The sequence below is a fragment of the Kitasatospora sp. NPDC057692 genome (assembly GCF_042799475.1).
In the GTDB taxonomy this organism is placed as follows: Bacteria; Actinomycetota; Actinomycetes; order Streptomycetales; family Streptomycetaceae; genus Kitasatospora.
Map to the genome: position 1 here is coordinate 73805 of NZ_JBHVIV010000024.1, position 26645 is coordinate 100449.

Genomic DNA, 26645 nt, shown 5'->3' on the forward strand with positions numbered 1-26645 from the left:
CACCCGCCTCCTGGAGAACCGCCGCACATGTACGAGCTCAACCGGGTCCGCCTCTACTCGATCGGACCGGCCGGCGCCCGCTACGCCGACACGGTGCTCGACCTGCGCGGCGTCGGCGAGCCCGTCGCCGACCCGGCGCCCCAGCAGATCGGCCTGTTCGGCGAGGACACCGACGGCCCGGTGCGCCGCCCCGCCCCGGCCGGGGTGCTCTTCCTGGAGAACGGCGGCGGCAAGTCCGTCCTGCTCAAGCTGATCTTCTCGGTCATGCTCCCCGGCCACCGCAACACCCTCGGCGGGGCCAGCTCCGGCGTGCTCCGCAAGTTCCTGCTCGCCGACGACTGCGGCCACGTCGCCCTGGAATGGCAGCACACCGTCACCGGCGAGCTGATCGTGGTCGGCAAGGTCAGCGAGTGGCGCGGCCGCCAGGTCTCCTCCGACCCGCGCAAGTTCGCCGAGACCTGGTACTCCTTCCGCCCCGGCCCCGGCCTCACCCTCGACTCCCTCCCGGTCGCCGAGCGGGTCAGCCTGGCCGGCGACCAGAAGGCCCGCGGCCGCCGCCGCACCATGAAGGGCTTCCGCGACGCCCTCACCGAGGCCGGCAAGGCCCACCCCCACCTCGACCTGGTCTTCGAGGACGGCCACGACCGCTGGACCGAGCACCTCGGCGAGCTCGGCCTCGACCCCGAGCTGTTCCGCTACCAGCGCGAGATGAACGCCGACGAGGGCGAGGCGGCCGGCCTCTTCGCGGTCAAGCAGGACAAGGACTTCACCGACCTGCTGCTGCGCGCCGTCACCGACACCCGGGACACCGACGGCCTCGCCGACCTCGTCCACGGCTTCGCCGCCAAGCTCGGCCTGCGCTCCGAGCTCACCGCCGAACGCGACTTCACCGCCGGCTCCCTGGAGCTGCTGGAGCGGATCGCCGAGGCCACCACCGCCCGCGAGACCGTCCGCGAGGCCCACCGCACCGCCGAACGCCGCACCCGCCGGCTCGCCCACGCCCTGGCCTCCCGGGCCGCCGCCGAACGCGACCGCGCGCAGGACCTCGCCGTCGAGGTCGCCGCCGCCGCGAGCGCCGTCACCGCCGCCGAGGGCGACCGCACCCGGCACACCCTGATCGCCGCCGAACTCACCCACCGGCACGCCTCGCTGGCGCTGGCCGCGGCCACCTCCGAGGCCGCCGCCCTGCGCCGCGAACTCACCGACGCCCGCACCCTGCACGCGGCCTGGCAGGCCGCCGAGGCCGTGCTGCGCCACCGCGCCGCCGCCGACCGGGTCGGCCGGGTCGCCGCCGCGATCCGCGAGGCCGAGCTGGACGCCGCCCCCGCGCTCGCCGCCCGGGCCCGCGCCGCCACCGCCCTGGCCCGCGCCCTGGAGGGCGCCGCCGCGGCCGCCGAGGAGCGCGCCGACACCGAGGAGCAGCGCGCCGCCGAGCTCCAGTCCGACGGCTCCAAGGCCCAGGGCGACGCCACCGAGGCCGCCACCGCCGCCCAGAAGGCCCGCAGCGAGGCCGAGCACCTGCGCCAGCGCCTCGCCGAGGTCGAGCAGGAGACCGCCGCCGCCGTCGAGGCCGGCTTCATCGACACCGACGGCGACGTCGACCCGGCCCGCGCCGCCCTGCACGCCGCCGACGTGGAGAAGGCCGCCGCGGCCGCCCTCGGCCAGGCCCGCACCGCCGCCGAGTCCGCCGCGGCCCGGCTGCGCGAGGCCGCGGCCGCCACCGGCCGCGCCGAACTCGCCGCCGCCCGCGCCACCGACGCCCGCAAGGCCGCCGCCCAGGCGCTCGCCACCGAGCAGCGCACCGCCGCCCTGCTCGCCACCGAGCCCCGGCTCGCCGACCTGCTCTCGCTGACCCCCTACCAGGAGTCCGCCGAGGAGGACGCCGGCTTCCTCACCCCCGCCGTCCTCGACCGCAACGCCGAGTACCTGCGCGAACTCCTCGACGAGGCCATCGCCACCGCCGAACGCACCCTGTTCGACCTGCGCACCGCCGCCGCCGACGACTCCCGGATCCTGGCCGCGCTCGGCGACGGCGGCCTGCTGCCGCCCGGCCCGGACGTCCTCGCCACCGTCGAGTACCTGGCCGAGCACGGCATCCCGGCGCTGCCCGGCTGGCGCTACCTCGCCCAGTCCGTCGACCCGGCCGACCACGAGGCGATCCTCGCCGCCCGCCCCGAACTCGTCGACGGCGTCGTCGTCACCGACCCCGCCTCGCTGGAGCGGGCCCGCGAGGCGCTGCGCTCCGCCGCGCTGCTGCCCCGCTCCACCGTCGCCGTCGGCGCCGCCGCCTCGCTGATCGCCCCGATCACCGACGAGCCCGCGTTCTTCCTGGTGCCGCCGAACCCGGCCATGCACGACGAGTCCGCCGCCGACGACGAGCGCCGCGAACTGCGCGCCCGCGCCACCGCCCGCGAGGAGCACATCCGCGAACTCGCCGCCCGCCTCGGCGGCGACCGCGCGCTCGCCGCCCGCCTCGCCTCCTGGCACGCCAGCTGCCCGCCCGGCACCCTCGCCGAACTCGCCGGTGCCGCCGAGGCCGCCCGCGAGCACGCCGAGCAGTCCGCCGCCGCCCTGGCCACCCTGCGCGCCGACCACGACGAGGCCGAGACCGACCACGCCGCCGCGGCCTCGGCCCACGAGGAGCACCGCGAGGCCGCCCAGCGCGCCCGCCGCCGCGCCGACGCCCTCTCCGGCCTCGCCTTCCGGCTGCGCGAGCGCGCCAACTGGAGCCGCCGCCAGCGCGAACTCACCGAGGACGCCGCCGAGTGCGACCGCCGCCAGGCCGTCTGCGCCGAACGCGCCCGCACCTGCGACGAGGACCGCCGCGCCGCCCAGCGCGCCGCCGACGACGCCCGCCGTACGGCCCGCACCCTGCGCGCCGAGCGCGCCGAGATCTCCGCCGCCGAGCAGTCCGACGAGCCCGCCGACACCGCCCCGGCCGCGCTGCCCGCCCTGCGCGAGGCCTACCGCTCGGCCGCCCAGCTCTACGAGAAGGTCGGCGTCGGCGCCGACCTGCGCGCCGAACAGGCCCGCGCCGAGGGCGACGAGGCCGCCGCCGCGGCCGAACTCGACCGCCTCACCAACAAGGTCCGCACCCGCGCCGAGGAACTGCTCAACAGCCCCGACGGCGCCGACGGCCCCGCCCGTCAGGCCGCCGCCGCCCGCGCCGAGGAACTCGTCGCCACCATCGAGGCCCGCGCCGCCGCCGCCAGCGAGCAGCTCGGGCGACTGCGCGGCGAGGCCGAACGCTCCGCCCCCGCCGACGGCGAGGCGCACACCGAGCTGCCCGAGGACCTCGTCCCCACCGACCCCGAGCACGCGCAGAGCCTGCTGCGCGGCGCCACCAGCCGGCTCGCCGAGCGCCGCGAGGCCGTCGACACCGCCCGCACCGCGCACACCGACCTCCAGCGCACCTTCGACGCCGCCCAGGCCGCCGCCGCCGACTTCGACGAGCACGCCGGCCAGCTCCGCGACGGCCTGCGCGAGCAGCAGGACGACGAGGCCCAGACCGTCGAGCCCTACCTCGGCGCGCTCGCCGACGCCCGCACCGCCGCCGCCGAGGCCCGCCGCACCCTGCGCACCGCCGCCGGCGAGCTGTCCTCCGCCGAACTCGCCGTCCGCGACGCCTCGGACGCCCTCGTCCGGCACGCCAACGCGGCCCGCTACGAGGCCGTCCGCACCCCGGCCCGCCAGCAGATCCGCGAGCTGCCCGCCTCCGCGCTGCCCGACCACGCCGCCAACTGGGCCGTCGCCTTCGCGCCCCGGCTGCGGGTGCTCACCGACGAACTCGCCCAGCTGGAGCGCAACCGCGGCTCGATCGTCGACCGGCTGCGCGGCCTGGTCGAGTCCTCGCTGACCACCCTGCGGGCCGCCCAGCGGCTCTCCCGCCTGCCCGAGGGCCTGGGGGAGTGGTCCGGCCAGGAGTTCCTGCGGATCCGCTTCGAGGACCCGGACCACGCGACCCTGGTCGAGCGTCTCGGCGAGGTCATCGACGAGGCCACCCGCGCCGCCGTCCGCAAGAACAGCGACCTGCGCCGCGACGGCATGTCGCTGCTGCTGCGCGGCGTCGCCGCGGCGATCGGCCCCAAGGGCGTGGCCGTCGAGATCCTCAAGCCGGACGCGGTGCTGCGCGCCGAGCGGGTGAGCGTCGGCCAGATGTCCGACGTGTTCTCCGGCGGCCAGCTGCTCACCGCCGCCATCGCGCTGTACTGCACGATGGCCGCGCTGCGCGCCAACGACCGCGGCCAGTCCCAGCTGCGGCACGCGGGAACGCTGTTCCTCGACAACCCGATCGGCCGGGCCAACGCCACCTACCTGCTGGAGCTCCAGCGCGCGGTGGCCGACGCCCTCGGCGTCCAGCTGATCTACACCACGGGCCTGTTCGACACCACCGCGCTCGCCGAGTTCCCGCTGGTCATCCGGCTGCGCAACGACGCCGACCTGCGGGCCGGCCTGAAGTACATCTCGGTGGAGGAGCACCTGCGGCCGGGCCTTCCGGCCCCGCAGGACCCGGACGGTCCGGCGGTCCACGGCGAGATCACCGCCACCCGGATGTTCAAGCGCCCGGCGGAGGTTCCCGCCTCGTCGTGACCGCCGTAGCGTGGGCCCCATGCCCATGCTGACGATCGCCCACCTCAGTGACATCCACCTCGGCCAGGTCCACGGCGGGGACGGCGGCGAGCGCGCCCGGCGGCGGGCCGGGCAGGTGATGGCGTTCCTCGACACCCTGCCCGGCCCGCTGGACGCGGTGCTGGTCACCGGGGACCTCGCCGACCACGGCCTGCCCGAGGAGTACCGGCAGGTCGCCGAGGTGCTGGCCTCCCGGCACCCGGTGCTGCTGTGCCCGGGCAACCACGACCGCCGCTCGCCCTACCGCGAGGTGCTGCTCGGCGAGGCGCCGGGGGAGGGCCCGGTCAACCGGCTGCACCGGCTGCCCGGCGCCGATGTGCTGATGCTCGACTCCTCGATCCCCGGGCAGGACGACGGCCTGCTGGACGACGCCACGCTCGACTGGCTGGACGCCGAACTCACCGCCGGGCGCAGCGGGTTGCCCGCCCTGGTGGCCTTCCACCACCCGCCGCAGGAGCTGCACCTGCCGTATGTCGACCCGATCCGCCAGTTCGGCGCGGTGCGGCTGGCGCGGGTGCTGCGCCGGCACCCCCGGGTGGCCGCCCTGCTCTGCGGCCACGCGCACACCGCCGCGGCGACCACCTTCGCCGGTCTGCCGCTGCTGGTCGCGCCCGGGGTGGTCTCCACCGTCACGCTGCCCTGCGAGGGCGGACCCGGCATCGCCTTCGACCACCCGCCGATGCTGGCCTTCCACGTCCTGGACGGGGACCGCCGGCCGACCACCCACTACCGGGTGGTCAGCCCCGCCTGACGCGGCGCCGGGCCGCCCGGGTACGGCGGCCCGGCCGGGGGCTGGTGCGGCGGCTGCTGCTGGCGGGGGCGCTGCGGCTGCTGCTGGTACGGCGGGTACGGCCGCTGCTGGGGCCGCGGTTGCGGAGGGCGCGGCGGCGACTGCTGGGGGTACCCCGCCGGGGCGCGGCTGCCGGCCATCGGCGAGGCCGAGTTGGGCGCGCGCATCCGCTGGGCGGCGACCTGGCGCGAGATCAGGATCTCCAGCAGGCACCACATCGTGCCGAACACCCCCACCCCCATCGCCATCAGCGCCGGCGTCATCAGCCAGCTGTCGGCGTACGAGGACAGCGTCGCCACCACGATGCCCACCATGGTGAAGGACAGGCAGAGCACCGCGCGGACGACGGCCCTGCGGACCTCGTCGGGAAGGCGGCGGCGACGGCGGGCGGTTGGCATCGGGCGACCCCCAGGCGCGGACGGGTGGCGGACACGAACGGGGCGGGCGCCGAGTTTACGCCCCTGCGCTCCACTCTGCCCCGTCGTACCCGGACTATGCGCGCGAATCCCCCGAACCGACACCAAATCGTGTGATCCGCCCCGGATCCTACCGAACGGCCCGCCGAATCCCGGGCACCGTCAGGCGAGTTGCTCGTTCAGTTCGGCGAGCGCGCCCTCGACGATGGTCCGCATCGCCTGCTCGGCCCGCTCCGGGTCCCCCGCGCAGACCGCCTCGGCGACCTCGCGGTGCAGCCGGATCGCGTACGGCTCCGGCTGATGGGGCATCAGATGGTACTCGGTCCGGCCGGTCAGCACCGCGCCGACGGTCTCCCGGAGGTGGGCGAACATCTCGTTGCGCGAGGCCCGCAGCACGGTGGCGTGGAACTCGATGTCGTGCTGGAGGAAGGTCTCCAGATCGGCGGCGCGCGCGGTCATCGTCAGCTCGACCGCCAGCGCGCTGAGCCGGCGCCGTTCGTCGTCGGTGGCGTGCCGGGCCGCGAGCGCGGCGGCGGCCGGCTCCACGGCGACCCGCAGCGAGCCGAGCGAGCGCAGCTGGGCGGGCCGGTCGGCGCCGGCCAGCCGCCAGCGGATCACCATCGGGTCGAAGACGTCCCAGTCGGACCGGGGCTGCACGGTGATGCCGACCCGGCGGCGGGAGGCCACCAGGTGCATCCCCTCCAGGATCCGGACCGCCTCGCGGACCACCGTCCGGGAGACCCCGAACCGCTCCTCCAGCTCCTCGGCGCGCAGCACCGTGCCCTCGGGGAGCTCCCCGGACGCGATGGCCGGCCCCAGTTCCGCGAGCAGTCGGCCGGGCAGGCCCTGGATCTCCATCCCGCCAGCCTAGACCTCCGCCGTCCGTCCGCCGCCGCCACCCCCGGCGTCGAACCGGTGCCCAGGTCCGGGCATAAAAGTATGACGATTTGGTTTCTGCTACTTGAATACGTCATACCTTTGAGGCGATAGTGACGGCCAGGCAACGAAGGAGCACCACCCATGGCTCTCAGCGTCGAGAACCACGACACCGTCCACGCACCCCTCACCGTCGTGGTGATGGGTGTCTCCGGTGTCGGCAAGACCACCCTGGCCCGCCTGCTGGCCGACCGGCTCGACCTCCCCTTCGCCGAGGCGGACGACTTCCACCCGCCGGCCAACATCGCCAAGATGGCGGCCGGCGTCCCGCTGGACGACCGGGACCGCGAACCCTGGCTGCGCGCCATCGGAGCCTGGCTCAGGGAGCGCACCGAGGCCGGCACCGGCGGCGTGGTCACCTGCTCGGCGCTCAAGCACGGCTATCGCGACCTGCTGCGCGAGGCCGACCCGGACGCCTGGTTCCTGCACCTCAGCGGCCGGACCGAGCTGGTCGAGGACCGGCTCGCCCACCGCACCGGTCACTTCATGCCGCCGTCGCTGCTCGGCTCCCAGTACGCCGCCCTGGAACCCCTCGGTCCGGACGAGCGCGGCGCCGTCCTGGACGTCGGGCCGACCCCCGAAGAACTCGTCGAGAAGGCCGTCGCCCTGCTGCGGCCCGTCAATGGAGACCTCGCGTGACACCCTCCCCCACCCTCGCGGTGCTCGCGGCCGCCCCACCGGCCCTCCCGCACACCGGCAGCGACACCCAGCTGCTGGTCGCGGTGCTGCTCAGCATCGGCGCCATCGTGCTGCTGATCACCAAGTTCAAGCTGCACCCGTTCCTGGCCCTGACCCTCGGCTCGGGCCTGCTGGCCGCCGTCGCCGGCGCGCCGTTCGACAAGCTGCTCACCAGCTTCTCCACCGGCTTCGGCTCCACCGTCGCGGGCGTCGGCCTGCTGATCGGCCTGGGCGCGATGCTCGGCAAGCTGCTCGCCGACTCCGGCGGCGCGAACATCATCGCGGACACCGTGCTGTCCCGCTCCGGCCCCAGGGCGCTGCCCTGGGCGATGGCGCTGATCGCCGCCGTGCTCGGCCTGCCGCTGTTCTTCGAGGTCGGCGTGGTGCTGCTGATCCCGATCGTCCTGCTGGTGGCCCGCCGCGGCAACGTCCCGCTGATGCGGATCGGCATCCCGGCGCTGGCCGGCCTGTCCGTGCTGCACGGCCTGGTGCCCCCGCACCCCGGTCCGCTGGTCGCCGTCGACGCGCTCAAGGCCGACCTCGGCATCACCCTGGCGCTCGGCCTGCTGATCGCCGTCCCGACCCTGATCGTCGCCGGGCCGCTGTTCGCCCGCGTCGCCGAGCGCTGGGTCGGCCCGCTGGAGATCCCCGAGGCGGCCGCCCCGGTGGAGACCGCGAAGCGCGAGCACACCCCGTCCTTCGGCGCCGTGCTGGCGACCATCCTGCTGCCGGTCGCACTGATGCTCGCCAAGGCGCTGGCGGACGTCGTGATCGACGACCCCAAGGCGCTGCCGCAGCGGGTCTTCGACTTCATCGGATCCCCGCTGATCGCCCTGCTCGCCGCGACCCTGCTCGGCATGGTGACCCTCGGCAAGGCGGCCGGCTTCGACAAGGCCCGGATCTCCGACACCGTCGGCAAGTCGCTCGGCCCGATCGCCGGCATCGTCTTCATCGTCGGCGCGGGCGGCGGCTTCAAGCAGACCCTGATCGACGTGGGCGTCGGCAGCGCGGTCAGCGAGTGGTCGTCCAAGTGGCACATCTCGGCGCTGCTGCTCGGCTGGCTGATCGCGGTGCTGATCCGCCTCGCCACCGGCTCGGCCACGGTCGCCACCATCACCGCGGCCGGCATCGTCGCCCCGCTGGCGGCCGACATGTCGTCCACCCACGCGGCCCTGCTGGTGCTGGCCATCGGCGCCGGCTCGCTGTTCCTGTCGCACGTCAACGACGCCGGCTTCTGGCTGGTGAAGGAGTACTTCGGGATGAGCGTCGGACAGACGCTGAAGTCCTGGTCGGCGATGGAGACGGTGATCTCGGTGGTCGCGATCGCCCTGATCATGCCGCTCAGCCTGATCGTCTAGCGAGACTGGACAGAACGCCGAACGGGCGGGCGCTCCCCGGGGAGCGCCCGCCCGTTCGGCCGTACCGGGGCGGGGTCAGGCGGCCAGCAGGACCCGCCAGCCGCCCCCGCCGTCGGCACCGTCGGGGCGGAGCGTCAGCTCCTTCACCTGGCCGGTCCCGTGGAAGGTCAGCCGTACGGTCTGCCGGTTGGCCGGGTCGTCGCCGAAGTCGGCGGTGACCTTCCCGGCGGCGCCGGGCCCGTAGGTCCGGACCCACTCCTCGGCCACCGTCCGACGCGCGTCGGCCGGGCCCTCGGCGGCGGCCAGCTTCAGCAGCCGCTCCGCGGAGCCGTCGGCCAGCCGCCACACCACCTGCTGGACCAGGCCCAGCGTCTCGGGCACCGGGTAGCCGGTGACCTCCAGGTGCGGATGGCCGGCGTAGTCGGCCGCGTGCTCCAGCCGGGCGGTGTCCTCACCGCCGCCCGAACAACCGGCCAGCAGGGCGGCCGACAGCACGGTCGCCAGCACGGCCGCCACCGGCCGCCCCGCCGTCATCAGCCGCCCCGCCGCCATCAGCTGGTCCCGAGCGGGCGGACGACGACGAACCACTCGATCGGGTCACCCTTCTGCCGGTAGTACGACAGCACCTCGTTCAGCGTGGTGACACCCTGCCGGCCGTGCTGGCGCAGCTCCATCCGGGTGCCCCAGCTGACCACGATCGCGGCGTGGTTGATCCGCGACTCGTTGCGCCACTTGAAGAACACCACGTCGCCGGGGCGCGCCTCGGAGGTCCAGCGCAGCCAGGTGGAGTAGCGGTGGTTCAGCAGGTGCCGGTGCAGGTTGGCCGCGCCCGCCCAGGTGTAGCTGCGGTTCTTGTGCCAGCCGAACATCCAGTAGTCGTTGGTCCACCAGGCGCTGTCGAGGGTCTTGAAGCCGTACCGGGTGCGCATGCCGCCACCGTAGTAGAGGGCCTTCGAGACGAAGTTCGTGCAGTCCTGGGGGTAGTCCCAGCCGATGTTGACGTTGCGGCGGGCCCAGTCGGCCGTGCCGTTGTAGTTGTACCCGGCCTGGACCGCCCCGGCGGCCGGCTGCGCCGGCTGGACCGGGAAGCCGTTGGCGTCCAGCGGCACGGCCTTCTGGGCGTCCGCCGGGTCGGGCTGGGCGGCGTCCGCCACGTCGACCTGGGCCTGGGCGACCCCGGAGGAGGACAGCTTCTGCTGGGCCGCGAGGTCGTCCGCCTCGGAGACCAGCACCGCGGCGGTGCCGACGGCGAACTCGAAGCGCTTGGAGCCCGCGCTCTCGCTCGGCGAGTCCACGCCGCCGGACCGGATCATCACCGAGTCCTTGACGGTGGCCCGCACGACGACCCGGCCGGCCGTCTGCTGGTCGACCACCACGTCGGTCAGCGAGACCGCCGCGGCCGTGTACAGCTGGTTCTGCGTCGCCAGCGCCTCGCGGTTGGCGACCAGCGAGGCCTCCTGGGTGGCCAGCAGGTCGACGAAGACGGTGCCGTGCGCGGCCTCGGCGGCGGCGTCCGGCGCGGTGAACCCGGCCTTCATCTTGATCTTGTTGCGGGCGTCCAGGTACTCCTGCACGTACCCGCGGTACTGCTCCGGGCCGCCGGCCGTCGGCGTGCCCTGGACCACGGCCGAGGCGACCGGGGCGGCGGTGCCGTAGCTGTTCCGGGCGGTGACCACCGCGCGGTACGAGCGGGTGTTGTCCAGGCCGGTGAACGCGGCCCGCAGGTCACCGGTGGTGATCTCCTGGACCGGCAGGCCGGCCGAGGTCTCGACCCGCACCGTGTAGCCGACGTCGCCGACCGAGCCGTGGTCGGCCGGGGCGTTCCAGGTGACGGTCAGGCCGGCGTCGCCGCCGACGGCGGTGACCAGCTCGGCCGCGCCCGGCGCGGTCGGCGCCAGGTAGTCGAGGGTCAGCTTCGGGCGCTGCGCCGGATCGGCGGCGGTGGCGGAGAAGTAGCGGGCCGCGCCGGTCCAGCCGGCCGGCGGACGCAGGGCCAGGCCGTGGGCCTCGCCCTTCTCGAACCAGGAGCCGGCCAGCGTGGCCAGGTCGGTCTCGGACGGCTTGGCGGCGGAGGCGTAGCTCTCGGCGCCGGCGGCCGCGGCCAGCGCGGCGCCGCCCTGGCCGGGGGCCCAGGCCGAGCCCAGCTGGAAGACGTCCACGGCGGCCTCGTCGCAGCCCGCCGGGCAGTCCGAGCGGGTCAGCGCGAGCTTGGCGGCGACCACCCGGGAGCCGGCCGGGACGGCCGACAGGTCGGGCTTGAGCCAGCTGGCCCAGCTGCTGCCGTCGGCGGTGGTGCCGACCCGCAGCTCGGCCGGGTCGGCGGCCGGGCAGGCGCCGGTGTCGCAGCCGCCGCCGGCGGTGGCCGCCGAGGCGTCCGCGAGGGCCGCGCCGGTGAGCACCGCGGTGGTCGGCGCGGGCGGCGCCGGCGGGGCCTGGACGCGGACGGCCAGCGGCTGGCCGGCGCTCCAGTCGGAGCAGCCGACGGCGGCGCAGGCGCGCGCGGCCCAGGTGTAGTCGCCGCCGTCGGTCAGCGCGCCGTCCGGCACCTGGACCGAGGCCCGGGTGCCGCTCTCCGCCCACGCGGGGGCGATGGCGGTCGGCAGCGGCTGGCCGTTCGGGCCGCGGAGCACGAACTCGGTCCGGATCCGGCCCTGGTTGGGGTTGGTGACCAGGGCGGAGAGCACCGGGGTGAGGGTCTGCTGGGCGCCGGTCTGCAGCGCGGTCGGGACGTCCGGCAGCGGGCTGACGCTGAAGGTGGCCCAGGGGGACCAGCCCAGGTTGTAGTGCAGGCCGTCGTACGGCGAGGAGCGGAACCGGTAGGTGTGGCCGTACTGGAGCAGCCCGGCGGGGACGGTGACCTCGGAGGGGGTGCCGCTGGCCACGTAGCCGGAGACGTTGACCGCGCCGACCTGGGCGCCGGAGATGGCGTCGACCAGCTGGAAGGTGCCGGTCACCTTGTCGCCGTCGGGGTCGACGAAGGTGTCCCGGAGCACCGGGGTGGTGGTGTCGACGCGCCAGGTGCCGGTGCCGTCCTGCAGGAACGGCGGGCCGGCCTGCTGCTTGGTGCCGGTGCGCGGGCGGTAGTTGTAGGTGACCGTCAGCTTCGGCACGTTGCTCGCGGCGTTGGCGGAGTTCACCTCCTTCCAGTACTTGGTCGAGACCTCGTCGGGGGCGCGCAGGCCCATGCCCGAGGTGCCGCTCTTGGCCGAGGCCCAGGTCTGGACGAGGTCGGTGACGTTGGCGTTGATCCAGCCGTCGCCGCCGCAGGCGTCGCGGCCCCTGGTCTCGGTGGAGGTGGCCTTCTTGGCCTTCCAGGCCGGCTGGGCGGTCCACCGCGAGGCGGTCGAGGCCAGGCCGGTGTCCCAGACCTCCCAGGTGTACGGCAGGCAGTCGCTGTTGCCGGAGTGGAAGTTGTAGAGCGAGAGGGTCGCGCTGGAGACCAGGGCGTCGGCGATGCCGGCGGTGTTCCAGTTGATGAAGGCGCGGGCCTCGCGGGAGCTGCCGTCGGCGTTCTTGGTGCCGGAGTTGCCCCAGTAGATCTCGGTGTCGGCCGACCAGTCGACCGTCTCACCGTGCTGGACCCGGGTGTCGAAGGCGTTGCCGAGCGCGGCGGTGGCCGGGTCGACGGTCACCGGGTAGGCGGTGGCCGGGTCGGCGAGGAAGGCCGCGTCCGGGGTGAAGACCAGGTCGACGGTGTCGCCGTGCTGGACCACCTCCAGGCCCACCCGGGCCTGGCGGGGGTGCTCGCTCGATCCGGGCGCCGTGGTGGCGTCCCACATCACCGGCGCGGGCAGCACGGCGCGCTTCTGGCCGTTCTTCCGGTCGGTGAACAGGACGGAGCCGTCGGGCTGCGCCTCGGCCTTGATGCCCTTGGCGCGCAGCGGCATGGTGTACGCGTAGCCGTCGGCCGCCGGGCGCTGGTTGAGCGTGACGTACTGCTCGAAGCCGGTGCGGGTGGCCTCGACGACGAGGTCGCCGGCGCCGTCGCCGATGGCGTCCCGGTAGGTGGCGCGGGTGCCGTTCAGCTGGGGCGCGGGCAGGCCGCCGCGCCACTCCAGGGCGAGCTGGTCGTCGCCGGAACCGAGCGAGACGAGGGTGCGGGCCGCCTCCGTGCCGGCCGGCGCCGTCTGGACCGCGCGGGACTCGGCGAGCGAGCGGGGGCGCTTGCCGCCGGCCCCGGCGAGCTTGAGGCCGTTGGGGTGGGCGGCCGGGGCCACCGAGCCGTCGGCGGCGGCCTTGAGGGTGAGGTCGACGTCGGCCCACCTGCCGTCGCGCAGGAAGCGCACCGGGCCGGCCGACAGTTCGGTGGTGAGGGTCCCGTCCGGGTTGGCCCAGGTGGTGGAGGTCTCGTCCCGCTCGGAGAGCGCCTCGACCCGCTGGCCGCTCTTCCGCGCGGCGGCCCGGGCGGCGGCCAGGCTGCTGCCGGGGTCGAGCGCGGCGGCGGTGGGGGCCTTGCCGGGGGTGGGCCTGGGGTGGGGCTTGGCCGCGAAGGCGACCGGTGACCCGGCGGCCAGCGACAGCGCCAGCGTGAGGGCCAGCGGACCGGTCAGGGTCCGTCTTGAGACGTGCATGGGTGCTCCTTGAACCCGCTGTTGATCAACAGCGTCGGGCGGAGCATATGAAGATCACCTGACAAGGTGATCTTGGCAAAGCGGACAAAAATACCCATTGCCTGAAGATTCCCTGAGAATGGTGATCCGATCGTGACGCGCTGTGTGCGAACGACAGCGGCGCGATCGTTTCCGCAGGTCAGCGGGTGTGTAACGGACACACCGACGGGCGGGCGCCCCAGCCCTGGGGTGCCCGCCCGTCGAGCCTGCGCGCGGGATCGCCTACGCGGTCCCGCGCTTCGCGAGGCTGTGCCTACTTGTTTCCACGCTTCGCGAGGAAGGCCTCGACCTCGGCACGGACCTCCGGAGTGTCCAGGCCGCGGACGGTCATCGTGGTGCGGCGGCGCAGCACGTCGTCCGCGGTGTACGCCCACTCGTGGTCGGCCGCGTAGGCGACCTGCGCCCAGACGTCCGGACCGTCCTCGTGGATCGGCCGGCCGAGCTCCGGGTTCTCGTCGATCATCCGGGCGATGTCGAAGGACAGCGTGCCGTAGTGGCCGGCCAGGTGCTTGGCGACCAGCGGCTCCATCCGCGAGCCGGGCTCACGGTCGATCAGCAGGCGGTGCGCCACGGCGTTCGGCGCGCCGACGCCCGGCAGCGGCACGGTCGGGGCGATCGGGGAGATGTCCTCGCCGAGCGAGGTGCCGGGCACGTGGGCCAGCTTCTCCAGCACGGTGCGCCCGATGTGGCGGTAGGTGGTCCACTTGCCGCCGGCGACCGACAGCATGCCGCCCTTGCCCTCGGTGACGACGGTCTCGCGCTTGGCGGCGGCGGTCTCGCCCGGGCCGCCCGGCAGCACCCGCAGGCCGGCGAAGGTGTAGGTGATCAGGTCGCGGTCGAGGTGCTCGTCGCGGATCGCGTGCGCGGCCTCGCCGAGGATCTGGTCGACGTCCGCCTCGGTGGCCCGGACGTCCTTCGGGTCGCCGGTGTACTCCTCGTCGGTGGTCCCGAGCAGGACGTGGTCCTCCCACGGGATGGCGAAGGAGACGCGGTACTTGTCGATCGGGATGGTCAGCGCGGCGCGCCACGGCGAGCGGCGCTTGACCACCACGTGGGCGCCCTTGGACAGGCGGATCGACGGCGCGGCGCCGGCGTCCTCCATCCGGCGCAGGTGGTCCACCCACGGGCCGGTGGCGTTCAGCACCAGGCGGGCGTCGACGCCGAACTCGGTGCCGTCCATGCGGTCCTTCAGCTCGGCGCCGGTGACCCGGCCCCCGGTGAAGCGCAGGCCGGTGACCTCGGCGTGGTTGAGCACGACCGCGCCGGCCTCGACGGCGGCGCGCACGGTCATCACCGCGACGCGCGAGTCGTTCATCTGGTGGTCGCCGTAGACGGCCACCGAGCGCAGGCCCTCGGTGCGCAGCGCGGGCACCTGCTGGGCGGCGTGCGCGGCGGTGGAGACCCGGCCCATGCCGTCGCGGAAGGCGGAGAGCGCCGAGTACAGGAACACGCCGGCGCCGAGCTTGGGCGCGCTGTGCGGGCCGCCCTTGTAGACCGGCACGAAGAAGGTCAGCGGGTTGACCAGGTGCGGGGCGACGTCGGTGGAGAGCGCGCGGCGCTCCTTGTGGTTCTCGGCGACCAGCTTGACCGCGCCGGTCTGCAGGTAGCGCAGACCGCCGTGGACCAGCTTGGACGAGGCGCTGGAGGTGGCGCCGGCGAAGTCGCCGGCGTCGACCATGGCGACCTTCAGGCCGGCCTGGGACGCGGTCCAGGCGACGGCGGTGCCGAGGATGCCGCCCCCGATCACCAGCAGGTCGTAGGTGGCCTTGCCGAGCAGCTCGCGGGTCTCGGCGCGGGAGGCGGTGCGGCCGGCGGTCAGCTCGGCGCCCAGGGTCGGGATGGTTGCCATGGTGTGTGTACGGCGCGCGGGTCGGGCGGCGCCGTTACTCCTCTCGGTGTGCGTACGGCCCCTGGGAGAGGCCGGTGGCCCGGTGCGGCGGGCCGGTGGAACGGGAGCGGGCCGGCCGGGGCAGGCGCCCCGACCGGCGTCGCGATCAGTTGGTCTCTTCCTCCTCCACCCAGCCCATGGTGCGCTCGACGGCCTTGAGCCACTTCTTGTACTCGCGCTCCCGGGTGGCCTCGTCCATCCGCGGGGTCCACTCGGCGGCGCGGTGCCAGTTGGCCCGCAGGGTGTCGAGGTCGCTCCAGAAGCCGACCGCCAGGCCGGCCGCGTAGGCGGCGCCCAGGGCGGTGGTCTCGGCCACATACGGGCGCTCGACCGGGGCGTCCAGGACGTCGGCGATGTTCTGCATGAGCAGGTTGTTGCTGGTCATGCCGCCGTCGACCTTGAGGGCGGTGAGCTCGACCCCGGAGTCCTTCTGCATGGCGTCGACGACCTCGCGGGTCTGCCAGGCGGTGGCCTCCAGGACGGCCCGGGCCAGGTGGCCCTTGGTGACGTACCGGGTGAGGCCGGCGATCACACCGCGGGCGTCGGAGCGCCAGTACGGGGCGAACAGGCCGGAGAAGGCCGGGACGAAGTAGGCGCCGCCGTTGTCCTCGACCGTGTTGGCCAGGGTCTCGATCTCGGCGGCGGTGGAGATGATGCCGAGCTGGTCGCGCAGCCACTGGACGAGCGAGCCGGTGACGGCGATCGAGCCTTCCAGGGCGTACACCGGGGCCTGGTCGCCGATCCGGTAGCCGACCGTGGTCAGCAGGCCGTGGTACGAGTTGACGATCTTCTCGCCGGTGTTCAGCAGCAGGAAGGTGCCGGTGCCGTAGGTGGACTTGGCCTCGCCCTCGTCGAAGCAGGTCTGGCCGAACAGCGCGGCCTGCTGGTCGCCGAGCGCGGAGGCGACCGGCACGCCCGCCAGGTCGCCGACGGCCTCGCCGTACACCTCGGCGGAGGAGCGGATCTCCGGCAGGACGGCCATCGGCACGCCCATCGACTCGGCGATGCCCTCGTCCCAGGCCAGCGTCTTCAGGTTCATCAGCATGGTGCGGCTGGCGTTGGTCACGTCCGTGACGTGCCGGCCGCCGTTCACCCCGCCGGTGAGGTTCCAGATGACCCAGGTGTCCATGGTGCCGAAGAGGATGTCGCCGGCCTCGGCGCGCTCGCGCAGGCCCTCGACGTTGTCCAGCAGCCAGCGGATCTTCGGGCCGGCGAAGTAGCTGGCCAGCGGGAGGCCGGTCTCGCGGCGGAAGCGGTCCTGGCCGACGTTGCGGCCCAGCTCGCGGCAGAGCGCCTCGGTGCGGGTGTCCTGCCACACCAGCGCGTTGTGCACCGGCTCGCCGGTGTTCCTGTCCCACAGGACGGTGGTCTCGCGCTGGTTGGTGATGCCGATGGCGCGGATGTCGTCCTTGGTCAGGCCGGCCTTCTCCAGCGCACCGCGGACGACCGACTGCACCCGGGTCCAGATCTCGGCGGCGTCGTGCTCGACGTAGCCGGGCTGGGGGAAGATCTGCCGGTGCTCCTGCTGGTCGACGGAGACGATGCGGCCGTCGGCGCCGAAGATGATGCAGCGGCTGGAGGTGGTGCCCTGGTCGATCGCGGCGATGTAGTTGCCAGTGGAGGTCATGAGGGTCCTCGGCTCGGGAAGTGTGCGGGGGAGGGTGGGCCTGACGCTCGGGTCAGTCCCCGGATCCGGGCGGGGTGGAAACCCGGCGGGTCAGAACGCGACGTGGTACAGGCCGCCGGCCAGCAGGCCGCCGATGACCGGGCCGGCCACCGGGATCCAGGCGTACGACCAGTCGGAGCCGCCCTTGTTCGGGATCGGCAGCAGCGAGTGGACGATGCGCGGGCCGAGGTCGCGGACCGGGTTGATGGCGTACCCGGTCGGGCCGCCGAGGGACAGGCCGATGCCGACGACGGTGAAGGCGACGATCAGGATGCCGGTGCCGGAGAGGCCGAGGCCCTTGGTCAGGCCCTGGGTGAGGATGGCCAGGGCGAGCACGAAGGTGCCGATGATCTCGGTGAGCAGGTTCTGGACCGGGTTCCGGATCTCGGGGCCGGTCGAGAAGATGCCGAGGGTGGGCTCCTGGTTGGCCTGGAACTGGCCGAGGTAGGTGAGCCACACGAGGACGGCGCCGATCATGGCGCCGATCAGCTGGGAGACGAGGTAGATCGGGACCTTGCCCCAGTCGCCGGTGTCGACGGCGATGGCCAGCGTGACGGCCGGGTTCAGGTGGGCACCGGACTTCGGAGCCGACATGTAGGCGGCGATCATCACCGCGAAGCCCCAGCCGAAGGTGATCGCCAGCCAGCCGGCGTTCAGGGCCTTCGACTTCTTGAGCGTCACGGCGGCGCAGACGCCACCGCCGAGGAGTATCAGGGCGGCGGTGCCGAGGGTTTCGCCGACGAAGATGTCGCCGTTGGAGAACGCGGACACAAAGACTCCCTTGTCCATATGGCCCGGAGGTGCGGGTGGGGGCAGGGGCCGGGCGATCGCTGGGCGGGTGAGCGCCTTGTGGGAGTGATCTGCACGGCCATCGTTCGACAATGTCGACCGTCATGCGGAAGCTTCCTCCCAGGGTCGGCCTCGCGTCAAGGCCGGGTTACGCAGCTGTGACCCTTTGCTCGCCGCGCTACCCGACGTCACCGGATGGATCAGTGGAATTTTGGACAAAACGGTAAGGCGCGGACGGGCATTTCGCCCGTCCGCGCCTCTGCGTGAACGATTCCCCGGATGCCCGGGAGGCTGCGGTCCGCCGCTCAGAACCGCCCGGCGCCCAGGTCCCGGGAGATCGCGCGCGCCGCGCTGCGCACCGACGCGACCAGCGAGGGCTTCACGAAGCCGTCCTCGCAGACCCGCTCGACCGCGCCGCTGATGCAGACCGCGCCGACCGGGTTGCGGCGCCGGTCCTGGATCAGTGCGCCGATCGAGGCCACGCCCTCCCAGGTCTCCTCCACCGAGTCCGCCCAGCCGCGCTCGCGGGTCAGCGCCGCCTCGGCGTCCACGTCCGCCGACTCGGTCAGCGTGCGCGCGGTGTACGACTCGAACGGGCCGTCGCCCAGCTCGCCGCGCGCCACCGGGTCGTAGGCCACCAGCACCTTGCCCAGCGCGGTCGAGTGCAGCGGCTGCATCGAGCCGACCTCCAGCACCTGCCGGGTGTCGTCCGGCCGGAACACGTGGTGCACGATCAGCACCCCGCGCTGGTGCAGCACCCCCAGGTAGACGGTCTCGCCGGCCGCCCTGGCCAGGTCGTCGGCCCACACCAGGGCCCGCGCCCGCAGCTCGTGGACGTCCAGGTAGCTCTGGCCGAGCCGCAGCAGCTCGGCGCCCAGCTGGTACTTGCCGCTCTCCGGGTCCTGCTCCACGAACCCCTCCTGCTGGAGGGTGCGCAGGATGCCGTGCGCGGTGCCCTTGGCGAGGTCCAGCGCCGTCGCGACCTCCGACAGGCCCAGGCGGCGCTCGCCGCCGGCCAGCAGGCGCATGATCGCGGCGGCCCGGGAAAGCGACTGGATCGGGCCGGGCATGGGTACCTCCGCGCTGAGAGGCGGTCGACATTGTCGACCGCAGTGGTGACGGCACGAGTCTGCCAGGCCGCCGCCGTTCCGTGCACCTTCCCCCTCGGTAACCCCGCCGCGGTCCGCCGGCCGCGCGTCCCCGGACGGCCCGCGCGGCCGGTGCCGGGGATCAGCCGCTCCGTCCGGCGGCCGCCTCCGCCGCCTCCGCGGCCACCGCCCGGATCGCCTCCGGCCCGACCCGGCAGCAGCCGCCCACCAGCCGCGCCCCGGCCGCCAGCCAGCCGGCCACCCCGCCCGCCTCGAAGGTCGGCGCGCCGCACCACGCCCCGGCCGCCGCGTCCCAGCCCTCGCCGCTGTTCGGGTACACCACCACCGGCTTGCCGGAGACCCGCGCCGCCAGCGGCACCGCCCGGTCAGCCTCCTCGGGCGCGCAGCAGTTCACCCCCACCGCCACCACCTCGTCCGCCTCCGCCGCCAGCGCGAACGCCTCCGCCAGCGGCTGCCCGGCCCGGGTCAGCCCGCCCGCCGCGCCGAACGACAGCCAGGCCGGCACCCCCAGCCCGCGCACCGCCCGCAGCAGTACCCGAGCCTCCTCGACGTCCGGCACCGTCTCCAGCGCCAGCACGTCCGGACCCGCCGCCGCCAGGGCCTCCAGCCGCGGCCGGTGGAACGCCTCCAGCTCGGCCGCCGTCAGCCCGTACCGGCCCCGGTACTCCGAGCCGTCCGCCAGCACCGCCCCGTACGGCCCGACCGACGCGGCCACCCAACGGCGCGGCCCCGGCAGCCCGCGCGCCGCCTCCCGGGCCAGCTCCACGCTGCGGGCCAGCAGCCGGACCGCCCCCTCCCGGCCGATCCCGCGCCGGGCGAAGCCGGCGAAGCCCGCCTGGTAGCTCGCCGTGATCGCGACCTGCGCGCCCGCCGCGAAGTACGCCCGGTGCGCCGCCAGCACCGCCTCCGGCGCGTCCGCCAGCAGCCGGGCCGACCACAGCCCGTCCGACAGGTCGTGGCCGGCCGCCGCCAGCTGGTTGGACAGCCCGCCGTCCAGCACCAGCGGCCCGGCCGCCAGCGCGGCGGCGAAGTCCGGCGCGCCGGGCGCGCGGGCTGACTCCATCGCGGCCTCCTCGGGTGAACGTCCTGGTCACAGCCTAGGGGCGGGGCGCGGGGGAGGGTGCGGAAAATGATTTGCCGCAGAGTCAAGAGCTCGCTACGTTGTGCTCATTCCGAGAAGGACGCCGGTCCGGCCGCACCGGGAGAGGGAGGAGCGCACCCGTGGACACCACCGAGCAGGAGTGGCTCGCCGCCTACGACCCGCGCGCCTACACCCCGGTCGCCGTCACGGTCGACGTGGTCGCCCTCACCCTGCGGCACGGCCGCCTGCACGTCCTGCTCGTCGAGCGCGCCCTGCCGCCCTACCAGGGCCGCTGGGCCCTGCCCGGCGGCTTCCTGCGGGCCGGCGAGGAGAGCCTCGACGAGGCCGCCGCCCGCGAGTTCGCCGAGGAGACCGGACTGCACGGCACCGTCGGGGCCGAGGCCGCCCTCAGCCGCATCCACCTCGAACAGCTCGGCAGCTACGGCACACCCGACCGCGACCCGCGGATGCACGTGGTGTCCGTCGCCTACCTCGCCTTCGCCCCGGACCTGCCCGACCCGCAGGCCGGCACCGACGCGGCCCACGCCGCCTGGCACCCCGTCACCGCCCTCGACCTCCGGCCCGCCTGCCGGTCCGAGACCGCCGGTGCGCCCGCCGACACCCACGGGGGTGGCGTCGGCGGGCGCACCGGCTCCGCCGGGCAGCCCGAGCCGTCCGAGCCGTCCGAGTGCGTGGCGCCCGCCGAGCCGGGCGACCGCACCCCCATCGAGCTCGCCTTCGACCACGCCCGGATACTCGCCGACGGCCTCGACCGCGCCCGCGCCAAGATCGAGTACAGCCCGCTGGCCACCGCCTTCCTCCACCACGACTTCACCATCCCCGAGCTGCGCGCCGTCTACGAGGCCGTCTGGGACGAGAAGCTCCACCCCGGCAACTTCCACCGCAAGGTGCTCTCCGTCCCCGGCTTCGTCGAGGGCACCGGCACCACCACCGACCGCGGCGGCGCCCGCGGCGGTCCCCGTGCCCGCACCTACCACACCGGCGACGCCCGCCTCCTCCACCCCGCGCTGCTGCGCCCCACCCGGAGTGATCCCCACCCGGAGTGATCCCCGACCGGATCCCGCGACCCCCGCCCCACCCCCGGCCGCCCGCACTACCATCCGCCCATGACGACTTACGAGGCCGGCACGGTGCGCCACCAAGCCAACTCCCACTGCCACTTCTGCGGCACCCCCTACCCGCCCGGCACCTCCGCCTGGCCCCGGACCTGCCCCCGCTGCACCGAGATCAGCTACCGCAACCCGCTGCCCGTCGTCGTCACCCTCCTCCCGATCACCGCGGACCCCGACACCGCCCCCGGCCTCGTGGTGATCCGCCGCACCATCGAGCCCGGCTACGGCGAACTCGCCATGCCCGGCGGGTACGTCGACTACGGCGAGAGCTGGCAGCAGGCCTGCGTGCGCGAACTGCGCGAGGAGACCGGCATCCTCGCCGAGGCCGCGGACATCACCCTGGTCGCCACCGACTCCGACACCCACGGCGGCTTCCTCTGCCTCTTCGGCCTGCTCCCGGCGCGCCCGCTCGCCGACCTCCCGCCCTCCGTCCCCACCGACGAAACCGACGGCTGGCAGCTCGCCACCCCCGAGACCCCGCTCGCCTTCCCCTTCCACACCCGCGTCTCCCGTTCCTGGTTCAACGGCGAGTTCACCCGCCTCTGACCAGGCAACCGGCCGCCGCCCGGTCGGCCGGGCAGACCCTGGCGCACCGGCCGCTCACATGGCAGGGTCTGCACCGACAGCCCCCAACCGGACGCGGGCCCTGCCACCAGCATCCCCGTCCGCCCTCAACCACCGGCCGGGAGACCACCACCGTGAGCACCCCATCCCAGGACCAGCCGCTCTGGCGCCCCAACCCCGCTCGTGCCGCCGGCACCGGGATCGTGGCCTTCCAGGCCTGGGCCGCCGAGCACCACGGCGCCCCGGCCGCCCCGCTCGCCCCCGCCGCCGACGACGACCAGGCGGCCGCCCGCTACGCCGCCCTGCACGCCTGGTCGGTCGAGGACCTCGACCGCTTCTGGACCGCCGTCACCCAGTGGTACGACGTCCGCTTCACCGAGGCACCCGACGCCGTCCTCGCCGACCCCGCGATGCCCGGCGCCCACTGGTTCCCCGGCGCCCGCCTCAACTACGCCGAGCACGCCCTGCGCGCCGGCGAGGACGCCGCCAACGCCGACCGCCCCGCGATCCTCCACCTCGACGAGACCATCGACGAGCCCGTCGTCCTCACCTGGGCCGAGCTCCGCCGCCAGGTCGGCTCCCTCGCCGCCGCCCTGAGGGCCCGGGGCGTGCGCCCCGGCGACCGGGTCAGCGCCTACCTGCCCAACATCCCGCAGGCCGCCGTCGCCCTCCTCGCCACCGCCGCCGTCGGCGCCGTCTGGACCAGTTGCGCCCCCGACTTCGGCGCCCGCAGCGTCCTCGACCGCCTCCAGCAGATCGAGCCCGTCGTCCTCTTCGCCGTCGACGGCTACCACTACGGCGGCAAGGACCACGACCGCACGGAGGTCGTCGCCGAACTCCGCCGCGAACTCCCGTCGCTGCACACCGTCGTGCACGTCCCCCTGCTCGGCGCCCCCGCCCCCGAGGGAGCACTGGCCTGGGACGACCTGGTCGCCGCCGACACCGCGCCGGTCTTCGAACCGGTCCCCTTCGACCACCCGCTCTGGGTCCTCTACTCCTCCGGCACCACCGGCCTGCCCAAGGCCATCGTGCAGAGCCAGGGCGGCATCCTCGTCGAGCACCTCAAGCAGGCCGGCCTCCACCTCGACCTCGGCCCCGACGACCGCTTCCTCTGGTACACCTCCACCGGCTGGATGATGTGGAACTTCCTCCTCTCCGGCCTCCTCGTCGGGTCCACGATCGTCACCTACGACGGCAGCCCCGGCCACCCCGACACCGGCGCCTTCTGGTCCGTCGCCGCCCGCACCGGTGCCACCGTCGTCGGCACCTCCGCCGCCTACGTCATCGCCAGCCGGAAGGCGGGCCTGCGCCCCGGCCACGACCTCGACCTCTCCGCGATCCGCTGCCTCGGCACCACCGGCTCCCCATTGCCGCCCGACGGCTTCCGCTGGATCTACGAGGAGGTCAAGGAGGACGTCTGGCTCGCCTCCGTCAGCGGCGGCACCGACGTCTGCTCCTGCTTCGTCGGCGGCGTCCCCACCCTCCCCGTCCACCTCGGCGAGATCCAGGCCCCCTGCCTCGGCGCCGCCGTCGAGTCCTGGGACGTCAACGGCCGGCCGCACACCGGCGAGGTCGGCGAACTCGTCGTCACCAAGCCCATCCCCTCGATGCCCACCGGCTTCTGGAACGACCCCGAGGGCACGCGCTACCACGACAGCTACTTCGACACCTACCCCGGCATCTGGCGCCACGGCGACTGGATCACCGTCACCTCCCGCGGCACCGTGGTCATCCACGGCCGCTCCGACTCCACCCTCAACCGCCAGGGCGTCCGGATGGGCTCCTCGGACATCTACGAGGTCGTCGAACGCCTCCCCGAGATCGCCGAATCCCTGGTCATCGGCCTGGAGGAGCCCGACGGCGGCTACTGGATGCCGCTCTTCGTCGTCCTCGCCCCCGGCGCCGAGCTCGACGCCGACCTGATCGGCCGCATCCGCAGCTCGCTGCGCACCGAGCTCTCCCCGCGCCACGTCCCCGACGAGGTCATCGCCGTCCGCGGCCTGCCGCACACCCTGACCGGCAAGCGCATCGAGGTCCCGGTGAAGCGCCTGCTCTCCGGCACCCCGCTCGACCAGGCCGTCAACCCCGGCTCCGTCGACAACCTCGACCACCTCCGCTGGTTCGAGCAGCTCCGCCGCGACCGCGCCGCCGCGAAGTAACCGCCGCGAAGTAACCGCGGCCCTCCGCCCGGACACACCGGAGGGGCCCTTCCACAGCCACAGTGGAAGGGCCCCTCCTGGTGTTCTCCGACGGTTGCCCGGCGGCCGGCCCGGCTACTCGCCCGACAGCACCTGCTGCGCCGCGGCCCGCGCCTCCTCGGCGCTGTCCGCCGCCCGCGCGGCCTCGGCGGCCCGGCGGCACTGCGCCAGCGTGTACTTGGCCAGCGCGGACCGCACGTAGGGGATCGACGCCGCGCCCATCGACAGGCTGGTGACACCGAGACCGGTCAGCACCACGGCCAGCAGCGGGTCCGCCGCGGCCTCACCGCAGACGCCGCAGCTCTTGCCCTCGGCCTGCGCGGCCTCGGCCGAGAACGCGATCAGGTCGAGCAGCGCCGGCTGCCACGGGTCCTGCAGCCGGGCCAGCGCACCGACCTGCCGGTCGGCGGCGAAGGTGTACTGCGCGAGGTCGTTGGTGCCCAGCGACAGGAACTCGACCTCCTGGAGGATCGAGCGCGCCCGCAGCGCGGCCGACGGAATCTCCACCATCGCACCGAACTTGGCGCTCAGACCGGCCTCACGACACGCCTCGGCGAAGTCCTTGGCGTCCTTGCGGTCGGCCACCATCGGGGCCATCACCTCAAGGTGCACCGGCAGGCCATCGGCGGCGGTCGCCAGCGCCCGCAGCTGGGTCCGCAGCACGTCCGGGTGCTCCAGCAGAGTGCGCAGACCGCGCACACCCAGCGCCGGGTTCGGCTCGTCGGCCGGGGTCAGGAAGTCCAGCGGCTTGTCCGCGCCCGCGTCGAGCACCCGGACGACGACCCGGTTCTCCGGGAAGGCCTCCAGCACCTTGCGGTACGCCTCGACCTGCTTCTCCTCGCTGGGCGCCTTCGCCGAGTCGTCGAGGAAGAGGAACTCGGTGCGGAACAGCCCGACGCCCTCGGCGCCCGCCGCCAGCGCGGCCGGCAGGTCACCCGGACCGCCGACGTTGGCGAGCAGCGGCACCTTGTGGCCGTCCGAGGTGGCACCCGGGCCGGAGGAGGCGGCGAGCGCCGCCTTGCGCTCGGCGGCGATCCGGCGCAGCTCCTCCTTCTTCTCCTCGCTCGGCTCGACCAGCACATCACCGGAGCTGCCGTCCACGGCGACGACCGTGCCCTCGGCGACATCGGTCGCCCCCGGCAGGGCGACCACGGCCGGCACGCCCATGGCCCGCGCCAGGATGGCGCTGTGGCTGGTCGGCCCGCCCTCCTCGGTCACGAAGCCGAGCACCAGTGTCGGGTCGAGCAGCGCGGTGTCGGCCGGCGCGAGGTCCCGGGCGAACAGCACGTACGGCTCGTCGCTGTCGGGCACACCCGGCATCGGCACGCCCAGCAGCCGGGCGACGATGCGGTTGCGCACGTCGTCCAGGTCGGCCACCCGGCCCGCCAGGTACTCCCCGGCGGAGGCGAGCAGCGCCCGGTAGGCGGCGAAGGCGTCGTAGACGCCGCGCTCGGCGCTGCTGCCGACCGCGATCCGGCGGGTGACGTCGGCCATCAGCTCCGGGTCCTGCGCCATCAGCGCCTGGGCCTCCAGCACGGCCTGGGCCTCGCCGCCGGCCAGGTTGCCGCGGGCGATCAGGTCCGCGGCCACCGCCTCGACGGCCGCCTGGGCGCGGGCCTGCTCGCGCGGAGCCTCCTCGGTCGGGATCTGGGTGGCCGGGGGCTCCAGCACCGCGGTCCCCATGTGCCGCACCTGGCCGATCGCGACCCCGTGGCTGACACCCACGCCGCGCAGCGTCTTCTCCATGTCTGTCTCCGTGAGAGAGGCGGCCCCGCCGGGTACCGCTGATTGCCGGGCCGCCCCGACCGGAACGGCGGGGCGGATGTGTCGGGTAAGTAGGGGAGAGGTCAGCTCCAGTTGAACAGGGCGTCGCCGACGGCGACCTCCCCGCTCTCCAGCACCCCGGCCAGCGCCTCGGCCGAGGCCTCCAGCGCGACGATCGGCGAGATCGGCGACTTGCCGGCGGCCTCGACGGCGGCCGGGTCCCACTTGATGACGGCCTGGCCGCGGGTCACGGTGTCGCCCTTGCTGACGAGCAGCTCGAAGCCCTCGCCGTTCAGCTGGACGGTGTCGATGCCCAGGTGGGTCAGGACACCGTGGCCGTCCGCGTCGACGACGACGAACGCGTGCGGGTGCATGGACACGACCACGCCGTCCACCGGGGCAACGGCCTCGGTCTGCTCGCGCACCGGGTCGATCGCGGTGCCGGGGCCGACCATCGCACCCGAGAACACGGGGTCCGGCACGCCGGCGAGCCCGACGACCTTGCCGGTCAGCGGCGACGTCACAGTGGTCATGGTTGAGCCTCCCAAGTGCGCAGTACAGACGAGCGGCCGCGAACGCGGCAGGACGATCGACTGAAGCCTAAATCATGTCAACTTCGGACATCTGTCGACATTCCCGGGTAGTCGATCGTGCCGCCCACCCGCACCGGCCGGTCATCTCGCCGACCGCTAGTGGTCTAGTCCTCTTGGCCGATGCGCCGCACTCTACAGGCATCTTGGCGAATCGGGACCATTGCTGTATATGCTCGCGAGAGCAACAAATCACGCGTCCGGGCGGGTGACCCCCGGCGTGGCTCGATTCGCGCTCCGGCCGGGGACCCGCTATGGTTGGTCGAGTCGCCGCGAGTCGGCGGTTAACACCAGATTTCGGATGCGAAAAGCACCGGTTAAGCGCCGGGAAACGGATCTGGTAAGCTCGAAACACGAAAGAACGAAGCGCCCGGAGGGCCGGTGTGAAAGCCGCCTGATGGAAGCGTCCGTTCCTTGAGAACTCAACAGCGTGCCAAAAGTCAACG

At 74.2% G+C, this 26645-nt stretch carries 18 protein-coding genes; 7 read left to right on the forward strand and 11 right to left on the reverse strand.

Annotation, left to right across the window (positions count from 1 at the left end; all coding sequences use genetic code 11):
- The first annotated feature begins 27 nt into the window (after positions 1-27).
- Together ACFVFS_RS16155 and ACFVFS_RS16160 are read left to right on the forward strand one after the other, a co-directional pair.
- Positions 28-4590 (forward strand): hypothetical protein, encoded by a 4563-nt coding sequence (locus ACFVFS_RS16155; protein ID WP_380624468.1) that lies wholly within the window; start codon positions 28-30, stop codon positions 4588-4590.
- A gap of 25 nt (positions 4591-4615) precedes the next feature.
- Positions 4616-5380, forward strand: coding sequence for a metallophosphoesterase (locus ACFVFS_RS16160; RefSeq protein ID WP_380624512.1), 765 nt, complete (start codon positions 4616-4618; stop codon positions 5378-5380).
- On the opposite strand, the gene ACFVFS_RS16165 is transcribed toward ACFVFS_RS16160, so the two are convergent.
- Both ACFVFS_RS16165 and ACFVFS_RS16170 read right to left on the reverse strand, forming a co-directional pair.
- Positions 5356-5817: a hypothetical protein gene (locus tag ACFVFS_RS16165; RefSeq protein WP_380624470.1), complete on the reverse strand. Its 462-nt coding sequence runs from the start codon at positions 5815-5817 to the stop codon at positions 5356-5358. The two genes, ACFVFS_RS16160 and ACFVFS_RS16165, sit on opposite strands and share 25 nt — an antisense overlap.
- 180 nt (positions 5818-5997) lie before the next feature.
- Entirely contained in the window at positions 5998-6693 is a 696-nt protein-coding gene (locus ACFVFS_RS16170) for a FadR/GntR family transcriptional regulator (RefSeq protein WP_380624472.1), read from the reverse strand.
- Between the two features lie 162 nt (positions 6694-6855).
- Here ACFVFS_RS16170 and ACFVFS_RS16175 point away from each other — a divergent pair, with 162 nt between their 5' ends.
- Together ACFVFS_RS16175 and ACFVFS_RS16180 are read left to right on the forward strand one after the other, a co-directional pair.
- Positions 6856-7410, forward strand: coding sequence for a gluconokinase (locus tag ACFVFS_RS16175; protein WP_380624474.1), 555 nt, complete (start codon positions 6856-6858; stop codon positions 7408-7410).
- The gene (locus tag ACFVFS_RS16180; RefSeq protein ID WP_380624476.1) at positions 7407-8807 is read left to right on the forward strand and encodes a gluconate:H+ symporter; all 1401 of its coding nucleotides are present in this window, start codon (positions 7407-7409) and stop codon (positions 8805-8807) included. Before ACFVFS_RS16175 ends, ACFVFS_RS16180 begins: the two co-directional genes overlap by 4 nt.
- A gap of 75 nt (positions 8808-8882) precedes the next feature.
- On the opposite strand, the gene ACFVFS_RS16185 is transcribed toward ACFVFS_RS16180, so the two are convergent.
- The 7 genes from ACFVFS_RS16185 to mmuM all read right to left on the reverse strand — a co-directional run bounded on the left by ACFVFS_RS16185 (position 8883) and on the right by mmuM (position 19932).
- Positions 8883-9359, reverse strand: coding sequence for a hypothetical protein (locus ACFVFS_RS16185; protein WP_380624478.1), 477 nt, complete (start codon positions 9357-9359; stop codon positions 8883-8885).
- A complete protein-coding gene (locus ACFVFS_RS16190) occupies positions 9359-13378 on the reverse strand; it encodes a DNRLRE domain-containing protein (RefSeq protein WP_380624480.1) in 4020 nt (1339 codons plus the stop codon). Before ACFVFS_RS16190 ends, ACFVFS_RS16185 begins: the two co-directional genes overlap by 1 nt.
- Before the next feature lie 292 nt (positions 13379-13670).
- Positions 13671-15266: an FAD-dependent oxidoreductase gene (locus tag ACFVFS_RS16195; RefSeq protein ID WP_380624482.1), complete on the reverse strand. Its 1596-nt coding sequence runs from the start codon at positions 15264-15266 to the stop codon at positions 13671-13673.
- A gap of 145 nt (positions 15267-15411) precedes the next feature.
- Positions 15412-16932: a glycerol kinase GlpK gene (gene glpK, locus ACFVFS_RS16200; protein ID WP_380624484.1), complete on the reverse strand. Its 1521-nt coding sequence runs from the start codon at positions 16930-16932 to the stop codon at positions 15412-15414.
- Positions 16933-17022: 90 nt separating this feature from the next.
- Positions 17023-17742, reverse strand: coding sequence for an MIP/aquaporin family protein (locus tag ACFVFS_RS16205; protein ID WP_380624486.1), 720 nt, complete (start codon positions 17740-17742; stop codon positions 17023-17025).
- A 323-nt stretch (positions 17743-18065) separates the two neighbouring features.
- Entirely contained in the window at positions 18066-18830 is a 765-nt protein-coding gene (locus ACFVFS_RS16210; RefSeq protein ID WP_380624488.1) for an IclR family transcriptional regulator, read from the reverse strand.
- A 160-nt stretch (positions 18831-18990) separates the two neighbouring features.
- Positions 18991-19932 (reverse strand): homocysteine S-methyltransferase, encoded by a 942-nt coding sequence (gene mmuM, locus ACFVFS_RS16215; protein ID WP_380624490.1) that lies wholly within the window; start codon positions 19930-19932, stop codon positions 18991-18993.
- Positions 19933-20090: 158 nt separating this feature from the next.
- On the opposite strand from mmuM, the gene ACFVFS_RS16220 reads away from it, so the two are divergent.
- The 3 genes from ACFVFS_RS16220 (at position 20091) to ACFVFS_RS16230 (ending at position 23806) form a co-directional block, all read left to right on the forward strand.
- Entirely contained in the window at positions 20091-21017 is a 927-nt protein-coding gene (locus tag ACFVFS_RS16220) for an NUDIX domain-containing protein (RefSeq protein WP_380624492.1), read from the forward strand.
- A 60-nt stretch (positions 21018-21077) separates the two neighbouring features.
- Positions 21078-21629, forward strand: coding sequence for an NUDIX domain-containing protein (locus ACFVFS_RS16225; RefSeq protein ID WP_380624494.1), 552 nt, complete (start codon positions 21078-21080; stop codon positions 21627-21629).
- Positions 21630-21781: 152 nt separating this feature from the next.
- Positions 21782-23806 (forward strand): acetoacetate--CoA ligase, encoded by a 2025-nt coding sequence (locus ACFVFS_RS16230; protein WP_380624496.1) that lies wholly within the window; start codon positions 21782-21784, stop codon positions 23804-23806.
- Positions 23807-23920: 114 nt separating this feature from the next.
- Here the strand turns inward: ACFVFS_RS16230 and ptsP are convergent, their stop codons facing one another.
- Together ptsP and ACFVFS_RS16240 are read right to left on the reverse strand one after the other, a co-directional pair.
- The gene (gene ptsP / locus ACFVFS_RS16235; RefSeq protein WP_380624498.1) at positions 23921-25591 is read right to left on the reverse strand and encodes a phosphoenolpyruvate--protein phosphotransferase; all 1671 of its coding nucleotides are present in this window, start codon (positions 25589-25591) and stop codon (positions 23921-23923) included.
- Positions 25592-25692: 101 nt separating this feature from the next.
- On the reverse strand, positions 25693-26142 hold the full coding sequence (locus ACFVFS_RS16240; protein WP_380624500.1) for a PTS glucose transporter subunit IIA: 450 nt from the start codon (positions 26140-26142) through the stop codon (positions 25693-25695).
- Positions 26143-26645: the final 503 nt, after the last annotated feature.

Excerpts from the sequence above, each read along its gene's own strand:
- ACFVFS_RS16195 (WP_380624482.1), bottom strand. The coding sequence starts at position 15,266 with ATGGCAACCATCCCGACCCTGGGCGCCGAGCTGACCGCCGGCCGCACC.
- mmuM (WP_380624490.1), bottom strand. The coding sequence starts at position 19,932 with ATGGAGTCAGCCCGCGCGCCCGGCGCGCCGGACTTCGCCGCCGCGCTG.
- ACFVFS_RS16165 (WP_380624470.1), bottom strand. The coding sequence starts at position 5,817 with ATGCCAACCGCCCGCCGTCGCCGCCGCCTTCCCGACGAGGTCCGCAGG.
- ACFVFS_RS16160 (WP_380624512.1), top strand. The coding sequence starts at position 4,616 with ATGCTGACGATCGCCCACCTCAGTGACATCCACCTCGGCCAGGTCCAC.
- ACFVFS_RS16210 (WP_380624488.1), bottom strand. The coding sequence starts at position 18,830 with ATGCCCGGCCCGATCCAGTCGCTTTCCCGGGCCGCCGCGATCATGCGC.
- ptsP (WP_380624498.1), bottom strand. The coding sequence starts at position 25,591 with ATGGAGAAGACGCTGCGCGGCGTGGGTGTCAGCCACGGGGTCGCGATC.
- ACFVFS_RS16225 (WP_380624494.1), top strand. The coding sequence starts at position 21,078 with ATGACGACTTACGAGGCCGGCACGGTGCGCCACCAAGCCAACTCCCAC.
- ACFVFS_RS16175 (WP_380624474.1), top strand. The coding sequence starts at position 6,856 with ATGGCTCTCAGCGTCGAGAACCACGACACCGTCCACGCACCCCTCACC.
- ACFVFS_RS16240 (WP_380624500.1), bottom strand. The coding sequence starts at position 26,142 with ATGACCACTGTGACGTCGCCGCTGACCGGCAAGGTCGTCGGGCTCGCC.
- ACFVFS_RS16190 (WP_380624480.1), bottom strand. The coding sequence starts at position 13,378 with ATGCACGTCTCAAGACGGACCCTGACCGGTCCGCTGGCCCTCACGCTG.
- ACFVFS_RS16185 (WP_380624478.1), bottom strand. The coding sequence starts at position 9,359 with ATGGCGGCGGGGCGGCTGATGACGGCGGGGCGGCCGGTGGCGGCCGTG.
- glpK (WP_380624484.1), bottom strand. The coding sequence starts at position 16,932 with ATGACCTCCACTGGCAACTACATCGCCGCGATCGACCAGGGCACCACC.
- ACFVFS_RS16170 (WP_380624472.1), bottom strand. The coding sequence starts at position 6,693 with ATGGAGATCCAGGGCCTGCCCGGCCGACTGCTCGCGGAACTGGGGCCG.
- ACFVFS_RS16155 (WP_380624468.1), top strand. The coding sequence starts at position 28 with ATGTACGAGCTCAACCGGGTCCGCCTCTACTCGATCGGACCGGCCGGC.